This window comes from Nocardia sp. NPDC004068, from assembly GCF_042874315.1.
Taxonomy (GTDB): domain Bacteria; phylum Actinomycetota; class Actinomycetes; order Mycobacteriales; family Mycobacteriaceae; genus Nocardia.
In genome coordinates this window covers 569401-593044 of record NZ_JBIAMW010000001.1, presented here as the reverse complement: position 1 = coordinate 593044, position 23644 = coordinate 569401, and the positions used below count along the sequence as shown (strand labels likewise).

23 protein-coding genes are annotated in these 23644 nt (G+C 70.5%); 13 read left to right on the top strand and 10 right to left on the bottom strand.

The annotated features are described in order from the left end of the window. Window positions 1-172: 172 nt before the first annotated feature. Window positions 173-928 carry a TetR/AcrR family transcriptional regulator gene (locus tag ACFYTQ_RS02805; protein WP_387356543.1) on the bottom strand — a complete coding sequence of 252 codons (756 nt, stop codon included), beginning with the start codon at window positions 926-928 and terminating at the stop codon, window positions 173-175. Between the two features lie 118 nt (window positions 929-1046). On the opposite strand from ACFYTQ_RS02805, the gene ACFYTQ_RS02800 reads away from it, so the two are divergent. Both ACFYTQ_RS02800 and ACFYTQ_RS02795 read left to right on the top strand, forming a co-directional pair. Further along, the gene (locus ACFYTQ_RS02800; protein WP_387357016.1) at window positions 1047-2831 is read left to right on the top strand and encodes a DEAD/DEAH box helicase; all 1785 of its coding nucleotides are present in this window, start codon (window positions 1047-1049) and stop codon (window positions 2829-2831) included. A 1-nt stretch (window position 2832) separates the two neighbouring features. Continuing rightward, entirely contained in the window at window positions 2833-3387 is a 555-nt protein-coding gene (locus tag ACFYTQ_RS02795) for a hypothetical protein (RefSeq protein WP_387356542.1), read from the top strand. An 86-nt stretch (window positions 3388-3473) separates the two neighbouring features. Here the strand turns inward: ACFYTQ_RS02795 and ACFYTQ_RS02790 are convergent, their stop codons facing one another. After that, a complete protein-coding gene (locus ACFYTQ_RS02790; protein WP_387356540.1) occupies window positions 3474-4040 on the bottom strand; it encodes a class I SAM-dependent methyltransferase in 567 nt (188 codons plus the stop codon). Window positions 4041-4095: 55 nt separating this feature from the next. Between ACFYTQ_RS02790 and ACFYTQ_RS02785 the strand changes: the two genes are divergently transcribed. After that, window positions 4096-4896 (top strand): AraC family transcriptional regulator, encoded by an 801-nt coding sequence (locus ACFYTQ_RS02785; protein ID WP_387356539.1) that lies wholly within the window; start codon window positions 4096-4098, stop codon window positions 4894-4896. Window positions 4897-4951: 55 nt separating this feature from the next. Here ACFYTQ_RS02785 and ACFYTQ_RS02780 read toward each other — a convergent pair whose 3' ends face one another. Next, complete coding sequence (locus tag ACFYTQ_RS02780; protein WP_387356537.1) at window positions 4952-5692, bottom strand: SDR family NAD(P)-dependent oxidoreductase; 741 nt, start codon at window positions 5690-5692, stop codon at window positions 4952-4954. Window positions 5693-5799: 107 nt separating this feature from the next. Here ACFYTQ_RS02780 and ACFYTQ_RS02775 point away from each other — a divergent pair, with 107 nt between their 5' ends. Next, window positions 5800-6411 carry a TetR/AcrR family transcriptional regulator gene (locus tag ACFYTQ_RS02775; protein WP_387356536.1) on the top strand — a complete coding sequence of 204 codons (612 nt, stop codon included), beginning with the start codon at window positions 5800-5802 and terminating at the stop codon, window positions 6409-6411. Here the strand turns inward: ACFYTQ_RS02775 and ACFYTQ_RS02770 are convergent. After that, window positions 6397-8109: a DEAD/DEAH box helicase gene (locus ACFYTQ_RS02770; protein WP_387356534.1), complete on the bottom strand. Its 1713-nt coding sequence runs from the start codon at window positions 8107-8109 to the stop codon at window positions 6397-6399. The two genes, ACFYTQ_RS02775 and ACFYTQ_RS02770, sit on opposite strands and share 15 nt — an antisense overlap. Window positions 8110-8235: 126 nt before the next feature. Between ACFYTQ_RS02770 and ACFYTQ_RS02765 the strand changes: the two genes are divergently transcribed. Continuing rightward, entirely contained in the window at window positions 8236-9300 is a 1065-nt protein-coding gene (locus tag ACFYTQ_RS02765) for a YihY/virulence factor BrkB family protein (protein ID WP_387356533.1), read from the top strand. 37 nt (window positions 9301-9337) lie between these two features. Here ACFYTQ_RS02765 and ACFYTQ_RS02760 read toward each other — a convergent pair whose 3' ends face one another. Beyond that, a complete protein-coding gene (locus tag ACFYTQ_RS02760) occupies window positions 9338-9532 on the bottom strand; it encodes a hypothetical protein (protein WP_387356531.1) in 195 nt (64 codons plus the stop codon). 11 nt (window positions 9533-9543) lie between these two features. Here ACFYTQ_RS02760 and ACFYTQ_RS02755 point away from each other — a divergent pair, with 11 nt between their 5' ends. Continuing rightward, the gene (locus ACFYTQ_RS02755; RefSeq protein ID WP_387357014.1) at window positions 9544-9753 is read left to right on the top strand and encodes a DUF692 family multinuclear iron-containing protein; all 210 of its coding nucleotides are present in this window, start codon (window positions 9544-9546) and stop codon (window positions 9751-9753) included. Window positions 9754-9815: 62 nt separating this feature from the next. Further along, window positions 9816-11021, top strand: coding sequence for an MFS transporter (locus ACFYTQ_RS02750; protein WP_387356529.1), 1206 nt, complete (start codon window positions 9816-9818; stop codon window positions 11019-11021). On the opposite strand, the gene ACFYTQ_RS02745 is transcribed toward ACFYTQ_RS02750, so the two are convergent. Beyond that, entirely contained in the window at window positions 10997-11236 is a 240-nt protein-coding gene (locus tag ACFYTQ_RS02745) for a DUF3039 domain-containing protein (RefSeq protein ID WP_387356528.1), read from the bottom strand. The two genes, ACFYTQ_RS02750 and ACFYTQ_RS02745, sit on opposite strands and share 25 nt — an antisense overlap. A gap of 72 nt (window positions 11237-11308) precedes the next feature. Between ACFYTQ_RS02745 and ACFYTQ_RS02740 the strand changes: the two genes are divergently transcribed. Continuing rightward, window positions 11309-11758, top strand: a complete 450-nt coding sequence (locus tag ACFYTQ_RS02740) for a DUF3099 domain-containing protein (RefSeq protein ID WP_387356527.1) — start codon at window positions 11309-11311, stop codon at window positions 11756-11758. Window positions 11759-11781: 23 nt separating this feature from the next. On the opposite strand, the gene ACFYTQ_RS02735 is transcribed toward ACFYTQ_RS02740, so the two are convergent. Then, window positions 11782-13086, bottom strand: coding sequence for an MFS transporter (locus tag ACFYTQ_RS02735; protein WP_387356525.1), 1305 nt, complete (start codon window positions 13084-13086; stop codon window positions 11782-11784). A gap of 88 nt (window positions 13087-13174) precedes the next feature. Here ACFYTQ_RS02735 and ACFYTQ_RS02730 point away from each other — a divergent pair, with 88 nt between their 5' ends. Both ACFYTQ_RS02730 and ACFYTQ_RS02725 read left to right on the top strand, forming a co-directional pair. Further along, window positions 13175-13897, top strand: coding sequence for a VOC family protein (locus ACFYTQ_RS02730; RefSeq protein WP_387356524.1), 723 nt, complete (start codon window positions 13175-13177; stop codon window positions 13895-13897). Then, window positions 13894-14907 (top strand): GlxA family transcriptional regulator, encoded by a 1014-nt coding sequence (locus ACFYTQ_RS02725; RefSeq protein WP_387356522.1) that lies wholly within the window; start codon window positions 13894-13896, stop codon window positions 14905-14907. The genes ACFYTQ_RS02730 and ACFYTQ_RS02725 overlap by 4 nt, the downstream gene beginning before the upstream one ends. Here ACFYTQ_RS02725 and ACFYTQ_RS02720 read toward each other — a convergent pair. Together ACFYTQ_RS02720 and ACFYTQ_RS02715 are read right to left on the bottom strand one after the other, a co-directional pair. Beyond that, window positions 14870-16483 carry a cation acetate symporter gene (locus ACFYTQ_RS02720; RefSeq protein WP_387356520.1) on the bottom strand — a complete coding sequence of 538 codons (1614 nt, stop codon included), beginning with the start codon at window positions 16481-16483 and terminating at the stop codon, window positions 14870-14872. The two genes, ACFYTQ_RS02725 and ACFYTQ_RS02720, sit on opposite strands and share 38 nt — an antisense overlap. Next, entirely contained in the window at window positions 16480-16815 is a 336-nt protein-coding gene (locus ACFYTQ_RS02715; RefSeq protein ID WP_387356518.1) for a DUF485 domain-containing protein, read from the bottom strand. Before ACFYTQ_RS02715 ends, ACFYTQ_RS02720 begins: the two co-directional genes overlap by 4 nt. 123 nt (window positions 16816-16938) lie before the next feature. Between ACFYTQ_RS02715 and ACFYTQ_RS02710 the strand changes: the two genes are divergently transcribed. From ACFYTQ_RS02710 to ACFYTQ_RS02700, 3 genes are all read left to right on the top strand, one after another. After that, window positions 16939-18465, top strand: a complete 1527-nt coding sequence (locus ACFYTQ_RS02710) for a methyltransferase (RefSeq protein ID WP_387356516.1) — start codon at window positions 16939-16941, stop codon at window positions 18463-18465. A gap of 230 nt (window positions 18466-18695) precedes the next feature. Then, complete coding sequence (locus ACFYTQ_RS02705) at window positions 18696-19664, top strand: sigma-70 family RNA polymerase sigma factor (protein ID WP_387356514.1); 969 nt, start codon at window positions 18696-18698, stop codon at window positions 19662-19664. A 237-nt stretch (window positions 19665-19901) separates the two neighbouring features. Then, window positions 19902-20666: a hypothetical protein gene (locus ACFYTQ_RS02700; RefSeq protein WP_387356512.1), complete on the top strand. Its 765-nt coding sequence runs from the start codon at window positions 19902-19904 to the stop codon at window positions 20664-20666. 149 nt (window positions 20667-20815) lie between these two features. On the opposite strand, the gene ppc is transcribed toward ACFYTQ_RS02700, so the two are convergent. Further along, window positions 20816-23584: a phosphoenolpyruvate carboxylase gene (gene ppc, locus ACFYTQ_RS02695; RefSeq protein WP_387356510.1), complete on the bottom strand. Its 2769-nt coding sequence runs from the start codon at window positions 23582-23584 to the stop codon at window positions 20816-20818. Between the last annotated feature and the right edge of the window lie 60 nt (window positions 23585-23644).

Sequence of the window (23644 nt, the reverse complement as noted above, 5' to 3'; positions counted from 1 at the left end):
GCGGGCGACCTTTCGAGGTCGCCCGCTTTCGTGTACTGGGAGGCCGACTTTCGCGGGAACCCGCCTTCTCGGGGAGGCGGCCGACGCTGGCGGGAGCCCGGGTTTCGCCGAAGGGTGGCCGACTTTCGCCGCGACCCGCGTTCCCCCGGGGGGGCGGCCGACTTTCGACCCCCTACACGTCCCGGGTCCGGCGCGCGATGCCGTCGAGGAGGCGGGCGAGGCCGTATTCGAAGTCTCCGTCGGGGTCGCCGGGGGCCTGGTAGGTCTCCCCTACCGCTTGGCCCACTCGGCCGGATAGCGGGAAGCGGTCGGGGGGCATGAGGCGGGTCAGTAAGGGGCCGTGGAGGTCCCACCATTGGGCGTCGGTCATCTCGGCGGCGCCGCGGCGGGCGGCGACGGCGGTGCGGGCGTTTCCGGACGCGAACTCGGAGAGGACCGAGATGATGCGGTCCAGTTCCAGGTCGTCGAAGCCGAGGCCGTCGAGGGCGGTCAGTTGGCGTTCGTAGCGGCGTAAGCGGCCGGGGCCCAACACTTGTCGCCACGGGGGGACCTCCAGTAGCCACGGGTGTGCCAGGAGTTCGGCGCGGATGGCGCGCGCGATGGCGGCCATGCGCTCGCGGGGCGGGAGGGCCGGATCGATGGGCGGGTCCTCGTCGGCGACCGCGTCGACCATGAGGACGAGGAGCGCGTCCTTGCTCGGTACGTAGGTGTAGAGGCTCATGGGACCTAGGCCGAGTTCGGCGGCGACCGCGCGGATGGAGACCTTGTCGTAGCCGTCGCGGTCGGCCAGGGCGACGCCCGCGCGCACGACGTCGTCCACGCTGACGGCCTGTTTGGGGCCGCGGGCCTTCGTGCGCGGGGGCGCCACCTCGCGCCACAGCAGCGTCAGCAGGCGTTCGGCCTGGTCCCCGGGTGTGTCGTCGGTCACGAAATGCCCCTCGCGGAATGTCGGTACGCCGTACGGAGTTACACTACTCCGTACGCAGTACGAGGATAAGGGGTTCACTCTGCCCACCACACACGCCACCTACCTGCCCGACCGGCACCTGTTCGCTCTGTGGACCTGGGCCGAGGACGCGCCCGGTCCGTTGCCCGTGATCGCGGAGGGCGACTCCGCGCGGTCCCGGGACGATTCGACCCTTCCCACCGAACTCGTCGACCTGGCGATTCCCGCTGCCGGAGGCGGATTCTCGATCGCACCCGTGCCCTGCCTGGTGGCCGAACCGGATCGGTTGGCGGCGTTGGGTTTCGAGCGGGCGGGCGCGTCGCTCGTCGCGTGGCGCTCGGCGGTCGAGCGGGACGATGTCGCCGGGTGGGCGGATCGGGTGCCGGTGGCCGGGCACGCCGTGCCCAATGCGGCGGGCTCGGCGGTCGTCTCGGCCGACCGTGCGGTGCGGGCGTTCGCGGACACCCGGGCGGTCGCGACCGAATTGGGAACGCGGTTGAAGGCGGAGTTGCGGCCGTATCAGGCGCGGGGCGTCGCCTGGTTGCGGGAAACGACCGCGGTGCACGGCGGGGCGGTGCTGGCCGATGAGATGGGGCTCGGGAAAACCTTGCAGGCCATCGGGTTCCTGGTCGGGCGGGCCGAGGCGGGGGCGCAGGTCGTGGTGTGTCCGACGTCGCTGGTCGGCAACTGGGTGCACGAGATCGAACGGTTCGCCCCCGAACTGCGGCCGGTCGCCTGGCGGGGCGGGGAGGTCGCGACCGAGGCGGGGACGGTCGTAGTCACCGGCTATCCGACATTGCGCGGGCACGGTCACGAGCTCGCCGAGATCGACTGGGCCACAGCGATATTCGATGAGGCGCAAGTGCTCAAGAACCCGCGCACGCAGGTGTCCAAGGCGGCGCGGGCGATCCGGGCGCGGGCGCGAGTGGCGCTGACGGGGACGCCGGTGGAGAACCATCTCGACGAGCTGTGGGCGTTGCTGAACCTCGTCACCCCCGCGGCGTTCACGCACAAGGCGCAGTTCCGCAGGCGCTTCGTGCGGCCCATTCACGAAGGGTCCTACGAGGCCGTGGTGCGGTTGCGCGACGCGCTCGAGCCGATCGTGTTGGGGCGCAGGAAGTCTCAGGTCGCCGCCGCGCTGCCGCCGAAGATCCACACCGATCTGGTCTGCGATCCGACCGAGGAGCAGCAGCGGGCCTACGATCGGCTGCTGGCGAAGGCGGAGGCCGAGGGTTTCGGCTCCGGCGCCCAGCGGCACAGCCGGGTGCTGGCGGCGCTGACCGGGTTGAAGCAGGTGTGCAACCATCCGGGACTGATCGACGGCGATCTGAGCGAATTGCCCGGCCGGTCCGGGAAATTCGACGTGTGCTTCGACATCCTCGCGAACAATCTCGAATCCGGCTCGCCCACATTGGTTTTCACGCAGTATCGACGGACCGGGGAATTACTGGTCAGGCACTGCGCCGAACGGTTCGGCGTGCACGCGCCGTTCTTCCACGGCGGGCTCGACGCGACCGAGCGCGGGGAGATCGTCACCCGGTTCCAGGCCCCCGACGGGCCGCCCATCCTGGTGCTGAGCCTGCGCGCGGCGGGCACCGGGCTGACCCTGACCCGCGCGGCCGACGTCATCCACTTCGATCGCTGGTGGAATCCGGCGGTGGAGGCCCAGGCGTCCGATCGCGCGCATCGCATCGGCCAGACGCGGCCCGTCACCGTCACCACCCTCACCACGAGCACCACCGTGGAGGAACACATCGCCGCCATGCACGCGCGCAAATCCGCGCTCGCCGACCTCGACGGCGCCGAACACACCCTCGTCGCCGCCCTGGCGCGCCTGGACGACGAGCAACTGCTGGATCTGCTGCGCCGGAAGCGAGGCAATTGAGTTGGCCGACAACGAATTCGGATACACCCGCTGGGGCATGGACTGGGTGCGCCTCGCCGAACCCCTCTCCCTCACCCGCCCCGAACCGCTGCTCCCCCGCGCCCGCAGCATCGCCCGCAACGGCGGCGTCACGCTCGAGATCGAGGCCACCATCGTGCGCGCCCACATCCACCGCGGTGGGCAGGCGTCGGTGACCCACCTGGAGTTCGCGCCGCTGTCCCGCTCGATCGCCGACCACCTCCCCGCCACCGCCGTCGAGCTCACCGACGCGCTGCACGAATCGCTCACCGGCGCAGGGCATGTCGTCGCACCCCGGCTGGTCGCGAGCGACTGTTCCTGTCCCGCCCGCAATCCGCGATGCCTGCATTTTCTGGCGACCTGCTACGCCTTGGCCCGCCGGGTGGACGAAAATCCCTGGCTTGCATTGGATCTGCAAGGGTACGGCCGGGCCCTCGCGGACGAACCGGCTCCGGACACCCCACCCGCCCGCTGGACGCCGCTCGACAACCTCGATCCCGCAGCCTATTTCGCGCCGCCGATGAGTGCGACCGGGTGAGCGAGAGCCGTCACCGCCGGTAGGACCGCCCCGAATACATTCGGGCAACCCACCGACCGGCTCGGGTGATGAGCCGGTCCGGCCGTCTACCCGCGCCGGGCGTGGAAACGGAAACTCCCGCGCCCGGATTCGACGCGCACGTCGGTGAATCCGGCCCGTTTCAGCCGGTCGGGCAGGGTCGTCGGCGGTACCGGGACGCAGGTGTCGCCGAGGTGGAGCAGGCGGAAGCCGGGGGAGTCCAGGCCGTCGCTGCCCGCGAAGACGCCGCCGGGGCGCAGGACGCGGAACGCCTCGGCGAACAGGGAGTCCTGCTGGGCGGGGGTGGGGACGTGGTGCAGCATGGTGAAGCTGACCACGGCGCTGAATCGGTTGTCCGGCAACGGCATCGCCGCGCCGTCGCCCTCGACGACGCGCATCGAGTCGGCGTGCCGGGCGCGCAGGCGGGCGGCGAGGGCCGGATCGATCTCGACGCCGCTGAGCTCGGCCGTGCGACCGCACAGCGCGCGAATGTTCGCGCCGTAGCCGGGGCCGATCTCCACGGTCGCGTCGCCGAGGTCGATCCCGTCGAGCGCCCAGGGCACGATGCGTTCGGTACTGGCGCGTTCCCAGAGGGCGGAGCGGCAGAGCAGGCGATGGACGAGATTCATGGGCATGGTTTCGACGGTAGGGTTCGCCGACGCTGACCGGGAGACGCTACGCTGACAGATCATGTCGCCGAACGGTCAAGATCCGCTGGTGGCCGCGACGACCGGGCCCACGGCCATGGTGCTGGCCGAGGGCGTCGTTCCCGCAGGCCACTGGTTCGAGCGACACCGGCACCCGCAGCACCAGATCGCCTGGGCCGCACAGGGAGTCCTGTCGGTGGAGGTCGAGGGCGGGTTGTGGGTGCTGCCGCCGACGCGGGCGCTGTGGATCCCCGGCGGGACGCCGCACCGCACCGGGACGTCCGGCGGGGCGGCCATGCGCGGCATCTTCGTCGAGCCCGACCGCTGTCGGGTGGCGTTCGGCGGTCCGGCCCTGCTGCGGGTGAGCGGGTTGCTGCACGAATTGTTCGACTACCTCACCGCGGGCGATATGTACCGGGTCCGCGAGCCGGTGGGCTCGGATCTGGACGCCGCGCGGCGCGCCCGCGCGGAGGCGGTCGTCTTCGATCTGCTCGAGCCCGTCGAGGTGATCCCCGTCGGGGCGCCGATGCCGACCGACCCCCGCGCGCGGCGCGTCGCCGAGGCCCTGCTGCGGGATCCGGCCGACGACCGCACCCTCGCCCGGTTCGCGCCCGAGGCCGCCGCCAGCCCCCGCACCCTGGCGCGCGTGTTCCTCGCGGAGACCGGAATCACTTTCGGCCAGTGGCGAACCCAGGCCCGCCTGGCGGCGTCGCTACCCCTGCTGGCCGCCGGACTACCGGTGGCCCGGATCGCCGACCGGGTCGGCTACGCGACCCCGAGCGCCTACGTCGCCGCCTTCCGGCGCGCGGTGGGCGTCTCACCGGGCCGCTACTTCGCGCGCTGATGTCGGGCGGGCGCGCCTCCCGAAAACCCTTGCGGAACAGCGTTTCACGTTCCGCTCAGGCGTTGGTGCCGTTGTCGACGGTGAGGGTCGCGCCGGTGATGCTGCGGCCCGCGGGTGAGGCGAGGAAGGTTACCGCGGCCGCGATGTCGTCGGGGCGGCCGTAGCGGCCGAGGGCGTTGAAGTGGAGTTGTCGGGGGGCGTGGGCGCCGTCGGCGGGGTTCATGTCGGTGTCGGTGGAGCCCGGTTGGACGAGGTTGACGGTGATATTGCGCGGGCCCAGTTCGCGGGCCAGGGCGCGGGTGAAGCCGTTGAGGGCGGACTTGCTCAGGTTGTAGAGGGCGACGCCGCCGAAGATCGCGCGTTCGGAGAGGTTGGAGCCGATGCTGACGATGCGGCCGCCCTCGGGCATGTGGGTGACGGCGGCCTGGGCGGCCACGAAGGCGGCGCGGGCATGGATGTGCAGGGCGTGGTCGATCTCGTCGACGGTGAACTCCCCGAACGGCTTGGCGGGGAAGATGCCCGCGTTGTTGACCAGGATGTCGAGGCGGCCCAATTCGTCGGCGGCGCGGTGCACGGCGGCGGTCACCTGTTCGGCGTCGGCGCTGTCGGCCTGGATCGCCAGCCCGCGGCGGCCGTGGGATTCGATGTCCGACACCACCTTTCGGGCCCGGTCCGCGCCGGTGCGGTAGGTCAGCGCCACGTCCGCCCCGGCCGCGGCGAGTCCGCGCGCGATGGCCGCGCCGATGCCCCTGCTGCCGCCGGTGACGAGGGCCGCGGCGCCGGTCAGGTCGTTCATCTGCACTCCTTCAATTCTGTGTCGATCAATACATAATTAGCGAAGCAGAGGTCACGCGACGGTGTCAAGGGGTATATTTAACGATCGACACAGAAAGGATGTCGCCCATGGCCGAACGCGGACGACCCCGCGCCTTCGATCGCGACCTCGCGTTGCGCCGGGCCATGGAGGTGTTCTGGGAACACGGTTTCGAGGGCACGTCGATGAGCGACCTCACCGCGGCCATGGGCATCAACTCCCCCAGCCTGTACGCGGCCTTCGGCGGCAAGGAGCAACTGTTCCGGGAGGCGGTCGAGCTCTACGGCCGCACCGACGGCGGCCACACCGGGCGGGCCTTGCGCGCGGAGCCGACCGCGCGCGCCAGCATCGAGGCCATGCTGCGCGACAACGCCGCCGCCTACGCCGACGACAGCACCCCGCGCGGCTGTATGGTCGTGCTCGCGGGCTCGACCTACACCACCCGCAACACCGCCGTTCGCGACTTCCTCATCGAAAAGCGCAGGCGCACAATCGATGACATTCGCGCCCGGCTCGATCGCGGCGTCGCCGAGGGCGAGCTGCCCGCGGAGACCGATACCGCCGAGCTGGCCGACTTCTACGGCACGGTGCTGTTCGGCCTGTCGGTGCAGGCCCGCGACGGGGCCGGGCCGACCCAGCTGCACCGGTCGATCGATCGGGCGATGGCGGCGTGGCCCGGCGCGGTCTCACATCCGGCGTAGGGCCGCGATCCGCTCGGTGAGCTGTTCGGCGGTGGCGAGCGCGGTGGGCGGTCCCCCGCATTCGCGGCGCAGCTCGCCGTGAATCACGCCGTGCGGCTTGCCCGTTCGATGATGATGCATGGCGACGAGGCTGTTGAGCTCGCGGCGCAACTCGCCCAGGCGGTCGGCGGTGGCGACGCGTTCGGCGGCGGCCGCGGCGCTCGGGCCCGGTTCGGGGGCCGTGGCGGCGGCGGTGCGCTCCTTGATCTGGCGAGTCTGCCGGTCCCGCAACAGGGCTCGCATCTGCTCGGCGTCGAGCAGGCCGGGGATGCCGAGATAGTCGGCCTCCTCGTCGCTGCCGGAGAAGGTGGCGGTGCCGAACGAGTCGCCGTCGTAGATGACCTGGTCCAGTTCGGCGTCGGCGGCGAGGGCGACGAACGCGCGCTCCTCCTCGCCGGGCTCGTCCTTCTGCTTGTTGGCGTCGAGCAGCAGCTCGTCGTCGAGCATCTCCTTCTGCCGGTGCGGTTTGCCGATGACGTGATCGCGCTGCACCTCGAGCTGCGCGGCCAGATCCAGCAGCACCGGCACCGACGGCAGGAATACGCTCGCGGTCTCGCCGGGCCGGCGGGCACGCACGAAACGCCCGATGGCCTGGGCGAAGTACAGCGGGGTCGAGGCGCTGGTGGCGTAGACGCCGACGGCCAGGCGCGGCACGTCCACACCTTCGGACACCATGCGGACCGCGACCATCCACGGTTCGGTGCTGGCGGCGAACTCGCCGATGCGTTTGGAGGAGGTCGGATCGTCGGACAGCACGACCGTGGGTTTGCTGCCCGAGATGTGTTCCAGCAGTTCGGCGTAGTCGCGCGCCTTCTCCTGGTCGGTGGCGATCACCAGGCCGCCCGCGTCGGGCATGCCGGAGGCGCGCTTCTGTGCGAGGCGGGTGTTGGCCGCCGACAACACCTTCGACATCCAGTCCCCGGCGGGGTCGAGCGCGGTGCGCCAGGCGCGGGCGGTCTGCTCGGCGCTGAGCGGTTCGCCCAGGCGGGCGGAGTACTCGTCGCCCGCGCTGTCGCGCCAGTGCGCCTCGCCGGAGTAGGCCAGGAACACCACGGGCCGCACGACGCCGTCCGCCAGCGCCTCGGAGTAGCCGTAGGTGTAGTCGGCGCGCGAGCGCGGGAAGCCGGACTCGTCGGGTTCGTAGGCGACGAACGGGATCTGCGAATCGTCGCTGCGGAAGGGCGTACCGGTGAGCGCGAGTCGCCGGGTCGCGTCGCCGAACGCCTCGCCGACCGCCTCACCCCAGCTCTTGGCGTCGCCCGCGTGGTGGATCTCGTCGAGAATCACCAGCGTGCGGCGGTTCTCGGTGCGCACCCGATGCTTGAACGGATGCGAGGCCACCTGCGCGTAGGTCACCACGACGCCGTGGTAGTCGCCGGAGGTGCCGCCGGTGGAGTTGGAGAAGTTGGAGTCCAGCGCGATGCCGAGCCGCGCGGCCGAGGCCGACCACTGATGCTTGAGGTGTTCGGTGGGGGCGACGACGGTGATCTGATCGACCGTGCGGTCCGCCAGCAACTCCGAGGCCAACCGCAGCGCGAACGTCGTCTTACCGGCGCCGGGCGTGGCGACGGCGAGGAAGTCGCGTGGCTTCGTCGTCAGGTATTTGGTGAGAGCCCTGCGCTGCCATGCACGTAACGAACCGCCACCACCCGAAGTCACTCCAGAGAGATTAGCGAGTGCCCCCGACACGGTTCCAGTCCGCCGGTCGTGTGTCGGAGAACACCCTGAACACGTTTCGTCGGTGATCCGGTATTTCGGGCCGGGGTGGGCAATGCTGGGACCATCATGCAGAAACCCGGCAGACATCCCCTGCGCGTCGTCGCGAGCGCCTACGCCGCGGCCGTCGGCGAGCGCGCGGGACGGGCCGCGCGCACGGGTGGGCGCCTCGCGCTGCGGGTGGCCGGGAAGGCCTGGGACGATTCGATCTTCACGAAGTCGGCGGCGGCGGCGTTCTGGCAGACGCTGTCGCTCGCGCCGCTGTTGCTCGGGCTGCTGGGCAGTCTGGGGTACGTGGGCGGGTGGTTCGGGCCCGACACCGTGCAGATCGTCGAGACCAAGATCATCAGCTTCAGCCGGAACCTGTTCAACCCGAGCGTGGTCGACGATCTGATCGCGCCGACCGTGCGGGACGTGCTGCAACGCGGGCGCGGCGAGGTGGTGTCGGTGGGGTTCGTGCTGTCGCTGTGGGCGGGATCGTCGGCGATGTCGACCTTTGTCGATTCCATCGTGGCCGCGCACGGGCAGGCCGAGGCGCGACATCCGGTGTGGCAGCGGCTGTTCGCGCTGTGGTTGTACGTGTTGTTCCTGGTGGTCGCCGTTTTCGTGCTGCCGCTGGTGGCGATCGGGCCGACCCTGATCGGGCGGTTGCTGCCCGGGATCTGGCGGGAGCCGGGGCTGCGGCTGATCGACGCGTTCTACTACCCCGCCACGGGTCTGCTGCTGATCGTCGGGCTGACCACGCTCTACAAGTTCGCGCTGCATCGGTCGCTGCCGTGGCATCGACTGTTCGGGGGCGCGCTCGTGGCGGGTGTGTTCTTCATGACAGCCAGTGAGGGTTTGCGGCGATATCTGAGCTGGGTCACGCGGACGGGCGTCAGTTACGGCGCGCTCGCCACGCCGATCGCCTTCCTGCTGTTCACCTTCTTCCTCGGTTTCGCGGTGATCCTCGGCGCGGAGTTCAACGCGACCGTGCAGGAACTCTGGCCCGCGCGGGTGAGCCGATGGACCAAGATCGCCCACTGGCTCACGCGGCGGCTGCGGTCGGTGCCGAAGGCCGTGGCGCGGGAAACGAAGTCCGGGGCCGTGCGGCCGCCGGAGGACGAGGCGCCGTCGTGGGGCCGGGCCTCGTAGCGATCGGCTTGCGCCACAACGGCTTCCGGTCAGCGGGTCACAGGCAGGCGCGCGGCTGGGTGCCGAACAGGGACTGGATGTAGAAGGTGAGCGGGTCGATCTTGCCGACACAGGACGGGGGGATCTCGGCCGAACCGGTGGGGAGTTGCGCGCTCGCGGTGCCCGCGCCGACGAATGAGAGCGGGGCCAGCAGCGCGACGCCGACGGCCGCGGTGACGAAGATTTTGCGCATGATCCGACGGTATCGGCACGGGTTGCTCGTGCGAAGCCACCAGTTTTCGGGGTGGGGAACGAGGACGGGGTCCAGCGTCCGCACGGTCTCGGCGAGCAGCGCTCGATCTGCACAATATCTGGGCCAATGCGCGGAACGGTCGTCAGCCGGTCGACGAATTCCTCGCCGAGATTCCGTTCGATCGGGTCTGGGAGATCCATGTCGCGGGCGGATTCGGGTAAGGCCGAACTATCGCGGCCGTTTCCCGCCGGATCGCCGGTGATGATCTTCCTACCGTCGAGGCATGGAAATCGATCTCATCGCGAAGACGTCCGGGCCGGTGTTGCGGGGGCCCGTCGTGGGGTTCGCGGCGGTGGCGGCGGCGTTGGGGACGGCTAGCATCTACGTGTTGCAGCCCGCCATCGCGGAAGTGGCTGGGGCACTTGATACTTCGCTGGCGGCGGTGGGGGCGGCGTTGGCGTGCGGGCCGGTGGGGTATCTCGTGGGGTTGGCGGTGCTGGTGCCGCTGGTGGATCGGTTCGCGGCGCGGGTGGTGGTGTCGGCGCAGTTCGCGGGGCTCGCGGTGGCCTTGGCGGTCGCGGCGGGGGTCGGGTCGCCGGGGGTGCTCGGGTTGGCGGTGGGGGTGATCGGGGCGGGGTCTTCGGTTGGGGCGCAATTGAGTTCGGTGGCGGGGCGGTTCGCGCCGCCGGGGCGGCGGGCGACCGTGCTGGGGACGGTCACCGCGGGGATCTCGGGTGGGATTCTCGCGGGGCGGTTCGTGGGCGGCTGGCTGACCGAGGCGGTCGGGTGGCGAGGGACGCTGCTGGTGTTCGCGGGGGCGTGTCTGGTCGTCGCGGTGGTGGGGCGCTTCGCGCTGCCGGGCGCGGCGGGTACGGCCACGGCGAGTTATCTGGCGACGCTGCGTGGTCTGCCCGCGCTGTATCGGCGGTATCCGGCGTTGCGGTGCGCGGCGGGCCGGGGCACGGTGTGGTTCTTCGCCTTCTGCACGGTGTGGGCGGGGCTGCCGGTGGCGTTGTCGCAGCCGCCGTACTCGTACTCGCCCGAGCGGATCGGCGCGTACGCCTTTGCGGGGTTGCTCGGGGTCGCCGCCACGCGGGTCGCGGGGGTGTGGACCGATCGGATCGGGGCGCGGCGGGTGATCCTGATCGGCCTCGCCCTGGCGCTGGTCAGCGCGGTGGCCCTGACCGTGGCGGTGTCCCACACGGGCACGGCCCTGCTGGCGTTGGGGCTGTTCGACGCCGGGCTGTTCGCCGCGCAGGTCGCCAACCAGAGCACGATCCTGACCATCGATCCGAGCGCACCGGCGCGCTTCAACAGCGCCTACATGGTCGTCTACTTCGTCGGCGGCAGCCTGGGCACGGCGTTCGGCGCGGCGGCGGTGGGCTGGTTCGGTTGGGGCGCGACGACATTCGCCGCCGCGGCGGCCATCGCGATAGCGGGCGGGGTCACCCTCGCCGGGAGGCGTCAGTCCTTGCGCAGCGATTCGTAGATGCGCTTGCACTCCGGGCAGACCGGCGAGCCGGGCTTGGGGGACTTGGTGACCGGGAACACCTCGCCGCAGAGGGCGACGACGTGGGTGCCCATGACGGCGCTCTCGGCGATCTTGTCCTTCTTGACGTAGTGGAAGTACTTGGGGATGTCGCTGCCGGTGGACTCGTCGGTGGTCGTGTCGGTGTCCGGGCGAACGAGGGTATCGGAGCTCATGAGTCCATGATGTCAAAGTCGGGGGAGGTTGCCGCGTGTGCATTCGATCTTGCGGAGTGGAAGACTCGAGACATGCAGCGTGACGGCGATGCGCCCGATGCCGAAGGCCGCGACGGGGGTGTCCGACCCGAATTCGAGATTCGTCCGCCCGGTTCCGTTCCCCGACCCGCCCGATCCGGTGCGGGGAGTACGGGCTATTTCCCGGGCAGCGACAAGGATCCGGTGCTGATCACCGAGGCGGCGCCCTCGCTCGAGGATCAGCATCGGGCGCGGGTGCGGCGGTACATGCTGCTCATGGGGTTCCGGATCCCGTGCCTGTTGCTGGCCGCGTTCGCCTACGGGGCCTGGCACAACTGGCTGATCTCGCTGATCATCATCGGCGTCTCGGTGCCGCTGCCATGGATGGCGGTGCTCATCGCCAACGACCGGCCGCCGCGCCGCAAGGACGAGCCGAGCCGCTGGGACGAGCGCCGCGCCGCCAAGGCCCTCGAATCGGGGCAGCACCGTTCGATCGAGGGCTGATCAGGAGGACCGTCGAGGGCTGATCAGGCGGGCCGTAGGTCGGCCGCCGGGCGGTTGCGCCGGATCGCCAGCGACATGATCGCCGCGAGGCCGCAGAGGCCGCCCGCGAGGTACCAGGCCAGGTCGTAGTTGCCTTGCAGGTCGCGGATGACGCCCGCGCCGGTCGCGGCGATCGCCGCGCCGAGCTGATGCGAGGTGAACACCCAGCAGAACACCACCGGCCCGTCGTCGCCGAAGTGCTCCCGGCACAGCTGCACCACCGGCGGCACGGTCGCGATCCAGTCCAGGCCGTAGAAGATGATGAACACCCACATGCTCGGCTGGGCCTGCGGGCCGAGCAGCGACGGCAATGTCAGCAGCGACAGGCCGCGCAGTGTGTAGTAGACGCCCAGCAGCCAGCGCGAGTCCATCCGGTCGGTCAGCCAGCCCGACAGCACGGTCCCCACCACGTCGAAGACGCCGACGACCGCGAGCAGGCTCGCCGCGGTGGTGACCGGCATCCCGTGATCGTGCGCGGCGGATACGAAGTGCGTCTGCACGAGCCCGTTGGTGGACGCGCCGCACACCATGAAACCGCCTGCCAGCAGCCAGAATACGGGCTTGTTCAGACTCGTCACCAACACCCGCACCGCGCGGGTGGCGCCGCCGCGCACGACCTTGCGCAGCCCGATCGTGCTGCCCGGCTCGGCCCCGTACGCGAGCACCCCGACATCGCTGGGGAAGTCGTGCAGGAACAACAGCACCAGCGGCACCGCGGCGAGCGCGATGATCGCGACCACGACCGAGGGCGTGCGCCACCCGTAGTGCGTCGCCAGCGTCGACACCAACGGCAGGAACACCAGCTGCCCGGTGGCCCCGGCCGCGGTGAGCAGACCGGTCACCAACCCGCGATGCCGCACGAACCAGCGTCCGGTCACGGTCGCCACGAACGGCATCGACATCGAGCCCACGCCGACCCCGACCAGCACGCCCCACAACGCCCACAGCTGCCACGCCTGGGTCATGAACACCGTCAGCCCCGCGCCCAGCGCCACCAGCAGCAGCGACCCGGCCACCACCAACCGCACGCCCACCCGGTCCATCAACGCCGCCGCGAACGGTGAGATCAGCCCGTACAGCAGCACATTCACCGACACCGCCGCCCCGATGGTGCCGTGCGACCAACCGAACTCCGCGTGCAGCGGATCCATGAGCACGCTCGGCACCGAGCGGAATCCGGCCGCGCCGATCAGCGCGAAGAAGCCGATGAGCGCGACGAACCAGGCCGGGTGCACGCCCAGCCGATTCCTCGATTCCGTTGTCCCCGTGGGTTCTCGCAGTTCGGTCACGGCAGAGATCGTCCCCCGGGGCGGGTGTTGTGGACGAGTGGCCTGAATGACACAATCCGTCAACATCCGGCCATTGAGAGGAGACCGCGTGATCCGCTGGAACTGGGCCTTCATCGATCGACCCGCCGAGATGTTCGACGAGGCGTTCGCCTTCTGGACCGCCGTGTCGGCGACCACCCTGTCCGAAAGGTCCGGGCGCAACAAGGAATTCGCGACCCTCGAACCGGCGACCGGCGATCCGTGCCTGCGCGCGCAGGCGGTGGGCGGGCCGGGCGGGGCGCATCTGGACCTGGACGTGGACGATCTGGCGGCCGCGCGGCGGCGGGCCACCGAGCTCGGGGCGGAGCTGGTGGCCGATCACGACGGTTGGTCGCTGGCACGGTCGCCCGCGGGCATCGCGTTCTGCCTGACGACCGAGGACGGCACGCGGGTGCCCGAGCCGGTGCGCGGTCCCGGGGACACGCTGAGCTCGATCGATCAGGTGTGCCTGGACATTCCGGGCAGCGCCTTCGACGCCGAGGCGCGATTCTGGTCGGAGCTGACCGGGTGGGACGCGCGCGCGGCCGACCTTCCGGAATTCGTGCGACTGGCGGTGCCGGACGAGCTGCCCATTCGAATCCTGTTGCAGCGCTTGGCCGATGACGGCCCCGCGGCCGCGCATCTCGATATCGCCTGTTCGGATCCCGAGGCGGTGGCCGTGTGGCACGAATCCCTCGGCGCGCGCCGCGTGCGGTCGGGGACGAGCTGGCTGGTGATGACCGATCCCACTGGGGGCGTCTACTGCCTGACCTCCCGCAGCCCCCGGCGATGAGTCCGCTCCATCGGGTCGCGGTGCTCCTCCTCGAGCCGGTGATCGGCTTCGACGCCACGATTCCGCCGACCGTGCTCGGCAGCGCGGAGGCCGCGGACGGCAGCCCGCTCTACGACGTGCGGTTGTGCGGGTTGAGCACCGAGCCGGTGCGCACGACGCGGGGGTACGCGATGGTGCCGCAGGACGGGCCCGAGGCGCTGGCGAGCGCGGATACCGTCATCGTGCCGGGCACCCAGCAGCCCGACGCGCGCCGATTCGGCGTTCTGCCGAGCGAATTGACCCGAGCGCTGGGCGGCATCCGGCCCGACGCGCGGATCGTGTCGATCTGCACGGGCGCGTTCGTGCTGGCGGCCGCGGGGCTGCTCGACGGGCGCCGCGCGACCACGCACTGGTCGTTCGCCGACGAGTTCCGCCGCCTGTTCCCGAAGGTGCGGCTGGAGGAGAATCTGCTGTTCGTCGAGGACGGAAACGTCTGCACCTCAGCGGGTTTGGCGGCGGGACTCGACCTGTGCCTGCATCTGCTGCGCACCGATCACGGCAGCGAGGTCGCCAACCGGACCGCGCGCTACTGCGTCGTGCCGCCGTGGCGCGAGGGCGGGCAGTCCCAGTTCATCGACCGGCAGGTGCCGGTGAACGGTTCGGACGGCACCGCGCCCACCCGGGCGTGGGCGCTGCGGCATCTGGACCGCGAACTCGACCTCGCCACGCTCGCCGGGCACGCCCGAATGAGCGTGCGCACCTTCACCCGTCGCTTCAAGGCCGAGACCGGGCTCGCGCCCGGCACCTGGCTCCTCCAGCAACGGTTGCGGCACGCGCGGCACCTGCTCGAGTCCACCGATCTGTCCATCGACGAGGTCGCCCGCGCGGCCGGAATGGGGACGGCGTCGTCGCTGCGGCATCACATGCGCGCCGAACTCGGCGTGCCGCCGCTGACCTACCGCAAGACCTTCCGCGCCGCGCCGGGCGCCGCGCTCAGTGCCGCACCGCCTTCTCCGCTCCCGCCCCCGTGAGCGAACGAACCTGCATCTCAACGTATTTCGCGTCGTCGCGGTCGCGGGACAGGACGGTGCCGAGCCAACCGAGCAGGAACGACACCGGGATCGAGACCAGGCCGGGATTCGCGAGCGGGAACCAGTCGAAGTCGGCGTTCTCGAGCATGGCCGTGGGCGCGCCCGATACGGCCGGGGAGAACACGATCAGCACGACCGTCACCAGCAGCCCGCCGTAGATGCTCCACAGCGCGCCGCTGGTGTTGAACCGCCGCCAGAACAGCGAATACAGGATCGTCGGCAGATTCGCGGAGGCCGCGACCGCGAAGGCCAGCGACACCAGGAACGCCACGTTCTGATTCTTGGCCACGATCCCGCCGAGGATGGCGAGCGCACCGATCACCACGGCGGTGATCCGGGCGACCCGCACCTCGCCGTCGCCGCTCTCGCCGCGCCCGCGTTTGATGACGTTGGCGTACACGTCGTGGGCGAACGACGCCGAGGCGGTGATCGTCAGCCCGGCCACCACCGCGAGGATGGTCGCGAAGGCAACGGCCGCAACGAATCCCAGCAGCAGCGGTCCGCCCAGTTCGAGGGCCAGCAGGGGCGCGGCGGCGTTCTCCTTGCCGGGCGCCTTGGCGATCTTCTCCGGGCCGACCAGCGCCGCCGCCCCGTAGCCGAGGACGAGGGTGAACAGATAGAACAGCCCGATCAGCCCGATCGCCCACACCACCGATCGGCGCGCGTCCTTGGCGGTCGGCACGGTGTAGAAGCGCATGAGCACGTGCGGCAGTCCGGCGGTGCCGAGCACGAGAGCCAGTGCGAGGGAGAGGAAGTCGAGTTTGGAGGTGTCGGACTTGCCGTACTTGAAGCCCGGTTCGAGCAGTTTCGCGCCGGTCTTGCCGCCGTGATCGACCGCGTCCTGCAACAGCGAGGACAGGTTCAGCCCGTAGTGGGCCAGGACCCACACCGTCATGGCCGCGGCCGCGCCGATCAGCAGGACCGCCTTGACGATCTGCACCCAGGTGGTGCCCTTCATGCCGCCGACGAGCACGTAGACGATCATCACCGCGCCCACCACCGCGATGACCAGGTTCTGGCCGAGTTCGCCGGACACGCCCAGCAGCAGCGACACCAGCACACCGGCCCCGGCCATCTGGGCGAGCAGATAGAACAGGCTCACCGCGAGCGTCGAGGTGGCCGCCGCGGCGCGCACCGGACGCTGCCGCATCCGGAAGGCCAGCACGTCGCCGAGTGTGAATTTGCCGGTGTTGCGCAGCAATTCGGCCACCAGCAGCAGCGCGACCAGCCACGCCACCAGGAAGCCGATCGAATAGAGGAAGCCGTCGTACCCGTAGAGCGCGATCGCGCCCGCGATGCCGAGGAAGCTCGCCGCGGACAGGTAGTCGCCGGAGATCGCGATCCCGTTCTGCGGACCGGAGAACGCGCGACCGGCCGCGTAATAGTCCGCGGCCGTGCGGGTGTCGCGGCTGGCGCGGAACACGATGATCAGCGTGATCGCCACGAAGATCAGGAAGATGGTGATGTTCAGACCGGGGCGGCTGCCCTCGATCGCCGCCGCCAGCACGCCGGTCATTCGCGCGCCCCTTCCACTCGTTCGCGCAGCTCGTCGGCCAGCGGGTCCAGGCGACGATCGGCGTAACGCACGTAGAGCGCGGTGATCACGAACGTCGAAACGAATTGCAGCAGACCGAAGATCAGCCCGACGGTGATGTTGCCCGCCACCTTCGCCGACATGAACCCGTGCGCGTAGTCGGCGAGCAGCACGTACAGCGCGTACCAGGCGAGGAACAGCACGGTCATCGGAAAGACGAAGACCCGGAAACGTCTTCGCAGGCTTTGGAATTCGGGGCTGGCGTACACCTCGTCCCACTCCCCCACCGGTCGATCGACATCTCGTCCCTGCACCTGCAACCTCCTAGTGAGCGAGGTCACAATAACAGGGAATCAGACATTTCGACCCGGAATCACCTTGGGACTTAACGGGACCCACGGCGAATGCCCGGAGGTAGCGGTGGCAGAGTCGCTGCTATGCCGACCGATCGCACGACGACCGTCTCCGAGCTGGCCGCGCTCGCCCCCGACCTACGGGCCGCGCTGACCCGGGTGCGCTACGACGCGGACACCCTGCTCGCGGTGCTCGGGCCGGATGCCCATGCGGCCATGGGCCGTTCGGAGCCGGTCCCGGTGCGCCGGGCGGTGCGCGACGCGGGGGAACTGGGCACGCTGGTCCGGTTGCTGCTGCTCGGCGATCCGGTGTCCGAGAGTGAGGCGGCCGCGGCCCTGGCCCCCGTCGCACTCGATCGGGCGATCGCGGCCGGGTTGCTCGCGCGCGACGGGGCGCAGATCCGGGCCGCGCTCGATCTGCGGCCGCTGGATCTGGGGGCGGGCACGCGGTGGGTGCTGTCGGATCTCGACGACGCCATGCGGCGGCGCTCGTTGAGTGCCGATCATGTGCTGGGCGTCGGTCAGGCGTCGCTGTCGCTGCTGCGCGCGACCCCTACCCGGAAGGTCGGCTCGGTGCTCGATCTGGGGACCGGGTGCGGGGTGCAGGCCGTGCACGCCGCCGCCTACGCCGACGCCGTCACCGGAACCGATATCAGCGGGCGCGCGCTGTGGCTGGCCGAGGCGACGGCCGCGCTCAACGGGCTCGACCTCGAACTGCGGGCGGGGTCCTGGTTCGAGCCGGTGGCCGGGCGGCGGTTCGATCAGGTGGTGGCCAATCCGCCGTTCGTGGTCGGACCGGCCCGGGTCGAGCACACCTATCGGGACTCGGGGCTGGCCCTCGACGGGGCGAGCGAACTGGTGATCGGGCAGGCGCCCGGAATGCTGAATCCGGGCGGGACCGCGGCCATGCTCGCGTCGTGGGTGCACGTCGACGGGGAGGATTGGCGCGGCCGGGTCGCCTCATGGCTGCCCGACCACGGGGTGGACGCGTGGATCGTGCAGCGCGATATCGCCGATCCGGCCCTGTACGTCGGGACCTGGTTGCGTGACGCCGGTCTCGATCCGCGCGATCCGGAATCCCAGCGCCGGGCCGAGCGGTGGCTGGACGCGTTCGCCGCCGCCGACGTCGAGGGGATCGGGTTCGGGTTCGTGTATCTGCGGGCGATCGACGGGCCGACCGAACTGCTCGCCGAGGACCTCACCCACGGCTTCGACGATCCGCTCGGCGAGGAGGCCGTGCGGTACTTCGAGCGGTCGGCGTGGCTGCGCGCGGTCGCGGCCGACGAGAACCGCGCCTGGACAGCACGTTTCGCGGTCGATCCGGCCACCGCGCTGGAACGGGTGTACCTGCCCGGTCCCGACGGATGGGAGCAGCGGGTCGTGCGCGCCCATCGCGGGGACGGGCCGCGCTGGCAGCACGAGATCGATGACACGGCCGCGGCGCTGCTGGCGGGAATGCGCCACGACGGTCTGCCGTTGCACGAGCTGGTCGAATTGCTCGCTTTCGGCCACACCGGCACGAGCGCCACGCCCGAACTCCGAGCGGCCGCACTGACGGTGACCACCGGTTTGGTCCGGCACGGACTCATCCATCCCGTCGACATCGTGTGATCCGAAGCCCACCGGCTTACTGCTCGAATCCTCGGGTAGGTCTCAGCGGAAGCAACGATGTACGCGGTCACGGAACGCTCCCGGCCGGGTCGCCGCTCCCTTCTTAGGAACTTCTCAGATGGGAGTGATGGAAACCGCAGCTCAGCGCGGTTTACGGCGATCGCCGCGGGGAACTTTCCCAGTGTCGGGTCCGTTGTTCGGAGTGAGACACCACCGACAGGAGGCAAGTCATGACAAGCCCCGCCACCACTGGAGTGCGCGCCAGCGATTCGGACCTCGACGCCCAGAGCCCCGCCGCCGACCTGGTACGCGTTTACCTCAATGGTATCGGCAAAACGGCGCTGCTGACGGCGGCCGACGAGGTCGAGCTGGCCAAGCGCATCGAGGCGGGTCTCTATGCCCAGCACCTGTTGGAGACGAGCAAGCGGCTGTCCGCCACGCGCAAACGCGATCTGGCGTTCATCGTCCGCGACGGCCAGGCCGCGCGGCAGCACCTGCTCGAGGCCAATCTGCGGCTGGTCGTCTCGCTGGCCAAGCGCTACACCGGTCGCGGGATGCCGCTGCTCGATCTCATCCAGGAGGGCAACCTCGGCCTGATCCGGGCGATGGAGAAGTTCGACTACACCAAGGGCTTCAAGTTCTCCACCTACGCCACCTGGTGGATTCGCCAGGCCATCACCCGCGGCATGGCCGACCAGAGCCGCACGATCCGCCTGCCCGTCCATCTCGTCGAACAGGTCAACAAGCTGGCCCGCATCAAGCGCGAACTGCATCAGCAGCTCGGCCGCGAGGCCACCGACGACGAGTTGGCCCGCGAGTCCGGCATCCCCGTCGACAAGATCGCCGACCTGCTCGACCACAGCCGCGACCCGGTGAGCCTCGACATGCCCGTCGGCAACGACGAGGAGGCCCCGCTCGGCGACTTCATCGAGGACTCCGAGGCCACCTCCGCCGAGAGCGCGGTCATCGCGGGTCTCATGCACCGCGACGTCCGCAGTGTGCTGGCCACCCTCGACGAGCGCGAGCAGCAGGTCATCCGGCTGCGCTTCGGCCTCGACGACGGCCAGCCGCGCACCCTCGACCAAATCGGCAAGCTGTTCGGCCTGTCCCGCGAGCGCGTGCGGCAGATCGAGCGCGAGGTCATGGCCAAGCTGCGCAAGGGCGAGCGGGCCGACCGGCTCCGCGCCTACGCCAGCTGATCAAGACGCTGGGCCGTCCGGAATCCGGCCCAGCCCGCGGTGACCAAGTCGGGTGGTCACCCCCGACGCCGACCGGCCCCGCGCATCCGCCCTCCCAGGCCCGCGCGAACCGGTCGGCGTTGCCGCGTTTGCAGGGTGTGGCTACCGTTTCGCAATCTTCGACACGCCCGACCCCGCGACACGCTGAACGATCTCGGGCAGCGGCTACGGACCAGTAGGTCGTTATTTAATGACCTCATGACCACCTACCGAACTTCGCGCATCCTGCAGTGGACGGTCGCAGCAGTATCGGCCGGTCTCGTGACCCTGGCGGCCGCGGCCCCCGCCGCGACCGCGGATCCCAGCAATGGCACGGCAACCCCGCCCGGTCTGAACAGTCAGGGCGGGAACGCCAACAGTCAGGGCGCTCAGACCGACAGCCAGGGCGGCAACACCGACGCACAGCGGTCCGGCCCGGACGCGTCGTCCCAGGGCGGCGCCTCGGTCGACAGCGGGCGCGGCTCGCAGGACGGCTCCGCATCGAATTCGACCCAGGGCGGCGGCGCCGCGGTCGACAGCGGCCGGGGCTCGAAGGACGGCGCCGCGCCGAATTCGACTCAGGGCGGCGGCGCTTCGGCCTCGGCCGAGGACAATTCCGCCAGCTCCGCCCAGGGCGGTGCGGCGAACTCGTCGCAGGGCGATGCCCAGGGCACGGCCCGGGGCAACGATCGCCGCGCCACCCCGGACGGCACTGCCCACGACCGCCAGGGCTCCCCCGATGCGGGTCTCGGCGCGAACTCGAACCCGTTGCAGAACTTCGGCTTCGGGGTCGACGGCCTCGACCTGGGGCGCCTGATGGGCCAGCGGCCCAACGCTCCCGCCACCGACGAGCAGAACGGCCGGAGCACCGACAGCACCCAGCAGGACAGCAAGCCGGACGCCCGGAGCACGGATCAGTCGAACCAGTCGAATCAGCGGTCCACGAACACCGACGAGCACAACAGGAGCGCGGGCGCACGCTGAGCGCCGCACCCCCGAGCCGACCCTCCCGGGTCGCCGGTGGCCTCGAAGAGGTGACTCTTCGGGGCCACAGGTCGTTTCGGCCCATCCTCCCGCGAGACGGAGGTCGCGGCGGCGGAGGATCGGGAGCCCTTGTGCCGCAAGGCGATTGGTCAGCCCGAGTTGCGGAGGGCGGTGGCGAGGCCGTTCATGGTGAGCAGGATGCCGCGTTCCACGAGTTCGCTCGTGTCGCCCGCGCGGCGGCGGCGCAGCAGTTCCACCTGCATCTGGTTGAGCGGTTCCAGGTAGGGGAAGCGGTTGCGGATGGATTCGGCGAGGGCGGGGTTGTCGGCGAGCAGCTGTTCGCTGCCGGTGATCGCGGCGTGCACGCGGACCGTGCGGTCGAACTCGTCGCGGATCATGCCGAAGATGGTGTGGCGCAAGGATTCGTCCTCGACGAGTTCGGCATAGCGGGCGGCGATGTCCATATCGGCCTTGGCCATCACCTGGGCCAGGTTGGACATGACGGTCCGGAAGAACGGCCAGCGGCGGTACAGGCCGGACAGGGTCTCCAGGCGCCGGGGGTCGTCACCGATCCACTGTTCGAGGGCGGTGCCGGTGCCGTACCAGCCGGGGAGCATGACACGGGACTGGCTCCAGGCCATCACCCAGGGGATCGCGCGCAGGTCGCGCACCGAGTTGGTGGGTTTGCGGGAGGCGGGGCGGCTGCCCAGGTTCAGGTCGGCGACCTCGGCGATGGGGGTGGAGGCGCGGAAATAGTCCACGAAGCCGGGGGTTTCGTGCACCAGGCGGGCGTAGGCGCGCCGGGCCGATTCGGCGAGTTCGTCGAACAGGGTGTAGGCGGGTTCGGCGTCGACGCCCAGGCCCTCGACGTCGAGCAGCGTTGACTCCAGGGTTCCGGCGACCAGCGATTCCAGGTTGCGGTAGGCGGTGCCGGAGTCGGCGTATTTGGTGGAGATCACCTCACCCTGCTCGGTCAGGCGCAAGGAGCCGCGGACAGCGCCCGCGGGCTGGGCCAGGATGGCGTCGTAGCTGCGGCCGCCGCCGCGACCCACGGTGCCGCCTCGACCGTGGAACAGCCGCAGGCGAATTCCGGTCTTGCGGGCCGCCTCGACCAGATCGAGTTCGGCGCGATACAGCGCCCAGTTGGCCGCGAGGTAGCCGCCGTCCTTGTTTGAGTCGGAATAGCCGAGCATGACCTCCTGCCGCATCCCGCGCGCGGCGACCAGGCGGTGATAGGCCGGGACTTCCAGTGCGGCGACCAGGGTTTCGGCGCCCTGACGGAGGTCGTCGATGGTCTCGAACAGCGGCACCACGCCGACCGGGCTGCGCGGCGGGGTCCGCTCGTCGCCCGGGTCGAGGATGCCCGCCTCCTTCAGCAGCAGCGCGGCCTCGAGCAGATCGCTGACCGAGGTGCACATGCTGATGATGTAGTTGGGCACGGTGCCGGGGCCCAGGTCGTCGAGCGCGGCCTTGGCGGCGCGCACCACGCCGAGTTCCTTGACGGCCAGCTCGCTCAGCTCGGCCGTCGGCCCGAGCAGCGGTCGGCGCGTGGTCAATTCGGCGGCCAGCAGCCGCACCCGCTCGGGCTCGGGCAGGCTCGCGTAGTCGGAATGCACTCCGGCCCAGGCGAACAGCTCCGCGACGACCTGTTCGTGGGTTTCGGAGTTCTGCCGCATGTCGAGGCCCTGCAGGTGGAATCCGAAGGTCTCGACCGCGCCGCGCAGGGCGGCCAAGCGGTCGTCGGCGAGCAGGCCGTCGCCGGAGGAGCGCATCGAGGCGTCCACGACGCCAAGGTCGTCGAGCAACTCCCCCGGGCCCGCGTACGGCTCGGCGCCCACGTCGACGCCCTCGCTGTCGCCGGGTATCTCGCCGAGGGCCTGTTTCACCGTGGCGGTGAGTCGCGCGCGGATGCCGCGGATGGCGCGGCGGTACGGTTCGTCGGCGCGTTGCGGCGATTCGTCGTGCCCGGCGTCGGCGAGGCGGGCCAGTTCCGGGGTGATCGGGACCAGGCGGGCCGACTGGGACAGCGACTTTTCCAGGGCCACAAGCTCTTTCAGGTAGTGACCGAACGCGACCGCGCCCGCGCGGTGGGTGGCGCGATGCACCACCTCGCCGGTGACGTTGGGGTTGCCGTCGCGGTCGCCGCCGATCCACGAGCCGGTGCGCAGGATCGGCCGGGGCAGCAGTTCGCGGTCGGGCCAGCGGGCGCGCAGCGCGTCGCGCACGTCGGCGTTGATCCGCGGGATCACCTCCAGCAGGGTCAGGTCGTAGTAGCGCAACCCGACCTCGATCTCGTCCTGAATCCGCAAGCGCGCCAAGCGGATCAGGGCCGTGCGCCACAGGGTGAGCACCTGGCGGCGGATGCGGGTGTCGAGCGCGGCGTATTCCGGTTCGTGCTCCCCGTAGCGCTGCCGCGCCCGCATGAGTTCGGTGATGCGGGCCTGGACGTCGAAGACGGTGCGTCGGCGGGTCTCGGTGGGGTGGGCGGTGATGACCGGGGACACCAGCGCGTCGGCGAGCAGATCCGCGACCACGGCGCCGTCGGGCGGGGCGGCGTCGAGTTTGCGGTAGGTCGCGGCGAGGCTGGAGTCCTGCGGCGGTTCGCCCGCCGCCTGGTGCACGACGCGGCGACGGTCGCGCTGTAGGTCCTCGGCGAGGTTGGCCAGCAGCAGGAAGTGGCTGAACGCCCGGATCAGCGGGATGGCCACCTCGATCTCGGTGTCGCGCAACATCTCCGCGACCGCGCTGCGTTCCACCTCCGAGCGCCGCACGCGGAACGCCTCGACCCGGACCCGCTCGATGAGGTCGAACACCTCCGGTCCCTCGTGATCGCGGATCGTCTCGCCCAGGATCGCGCCGAGGAAACGGATGTCGTCGCGCAGCGGCGCGGTGGCGGCCTCGATCTGATCTTCGCGCATAGGGCCAGTATCGACCATCGACGCCGGATCGAGTGGGTGCGAAGCCACCTGCGTGTGGCA

Coding starts and splice junctions, on each gene's coding strand:
- ppc (WP_387356510.1), bottom strand. CDS start 23,584: ATGCGCGAAGATCAGATCGAGGCCGCCACCGCGCCGCTGCGCGACGAC.
- ACFYTQ_RS02705 (WP_387356514.1), top strand. CDS start 18,696: ATGACAAGCCCCGCCACCACTGGAGTGCGCGCCAGCGATTCGGACCTC.
- ACFYTQ_RS02750 (WP_387356529.1), top strand. CDS start 9,816: ATGGAAATCGATCTCATCGCGAAGACGTCCGGGCCGGTGTTGCGGGGG.
- ACFYTQ_RS02785 (WP_387356539.1), top strand. CDS start 4,096: ATGTCGCCGAACGGTCAAGATCCGCTGGTGGCCGCGACGACCGGGCCC.
- ACFYTQ_RS02710 (WP_387356516.1), top strand. CDS start 16,939: ATGCCGACCGATCGCACGACGACCGTCTCCGAGCTGGCCGCGCTCGCC.
- ACFYTQ_RS02790 (WP_387356540.1), bottom strand. CDS start 4,040: ATGCCCATGAATCTCGTCCATCGCCTGCTCTGCCGCTCCGCCCTCTGG.
- ACFYTQ_RS02760 (WP_387356531.1), bottom strand. CDS start 9,532: ATGCGCAAAATCTTCGTCACCGCGGCCGTCGGCGTCGCGCTGCTGGCC.
- ACFYTQ_RS02720 (WP_387356520.1), bottom strand. CDS start 16,483: ATGACCGGCGTGCTGGCGGCGGCGATCGAGGGCAGCCGCCCCGGTCTG.
- ACFYTQ_RS02740 (WP_387356527.1), top strand. CDS start 11,309: ATGCAGCGTGACGGCGATGCGCCCGATGCCGAAGGCCGCGACGGGGGT.
- ACFYTQ_RS02765 (WP_387356533.1), top strand. CDS start 8,236: ATGCAGAAACCCGGCAGACATCCCCTGCGCGTCGTCGCGAGCGCCTAC.
- ACFYTQ_RS02780 (WP_387356537.1), bottom strand. CDS start 5,692: ATGAACGACCTGACCGGCGCCGCGGCCCTCGTCACCGGCGGCAGCAGG.
- ACFYTQ_RS02745 (WP_387356528.1), bottom strand. CDS start 11,236: ATGAGCTCCGATACCCTCGTTCGCCCGGACACCGACACGACCACCGAC.
- ACFYTQ_RS02775 (WP_387356536.1), top strand. CDS start 5,800: ATGGCCGAACGCGGACGACCCCGCGCCTTCGATCGCGACCTCGCGTTG.
- ACFYTQ_RS02700 (WP_387356512.1), top strand. CDS start 19,902: ATGACCACCTACCGAACTTCGCGCATCCTGCAGTGGACGGTCGCAGCA.
- ACFYTQ_RS02725 (WP_387356522.1), top strand. CDS start 13,894: ATGAGTCCGCTCCATCGGGTCGCGGTGCTCCTCCTCGAGCCGGTGATC.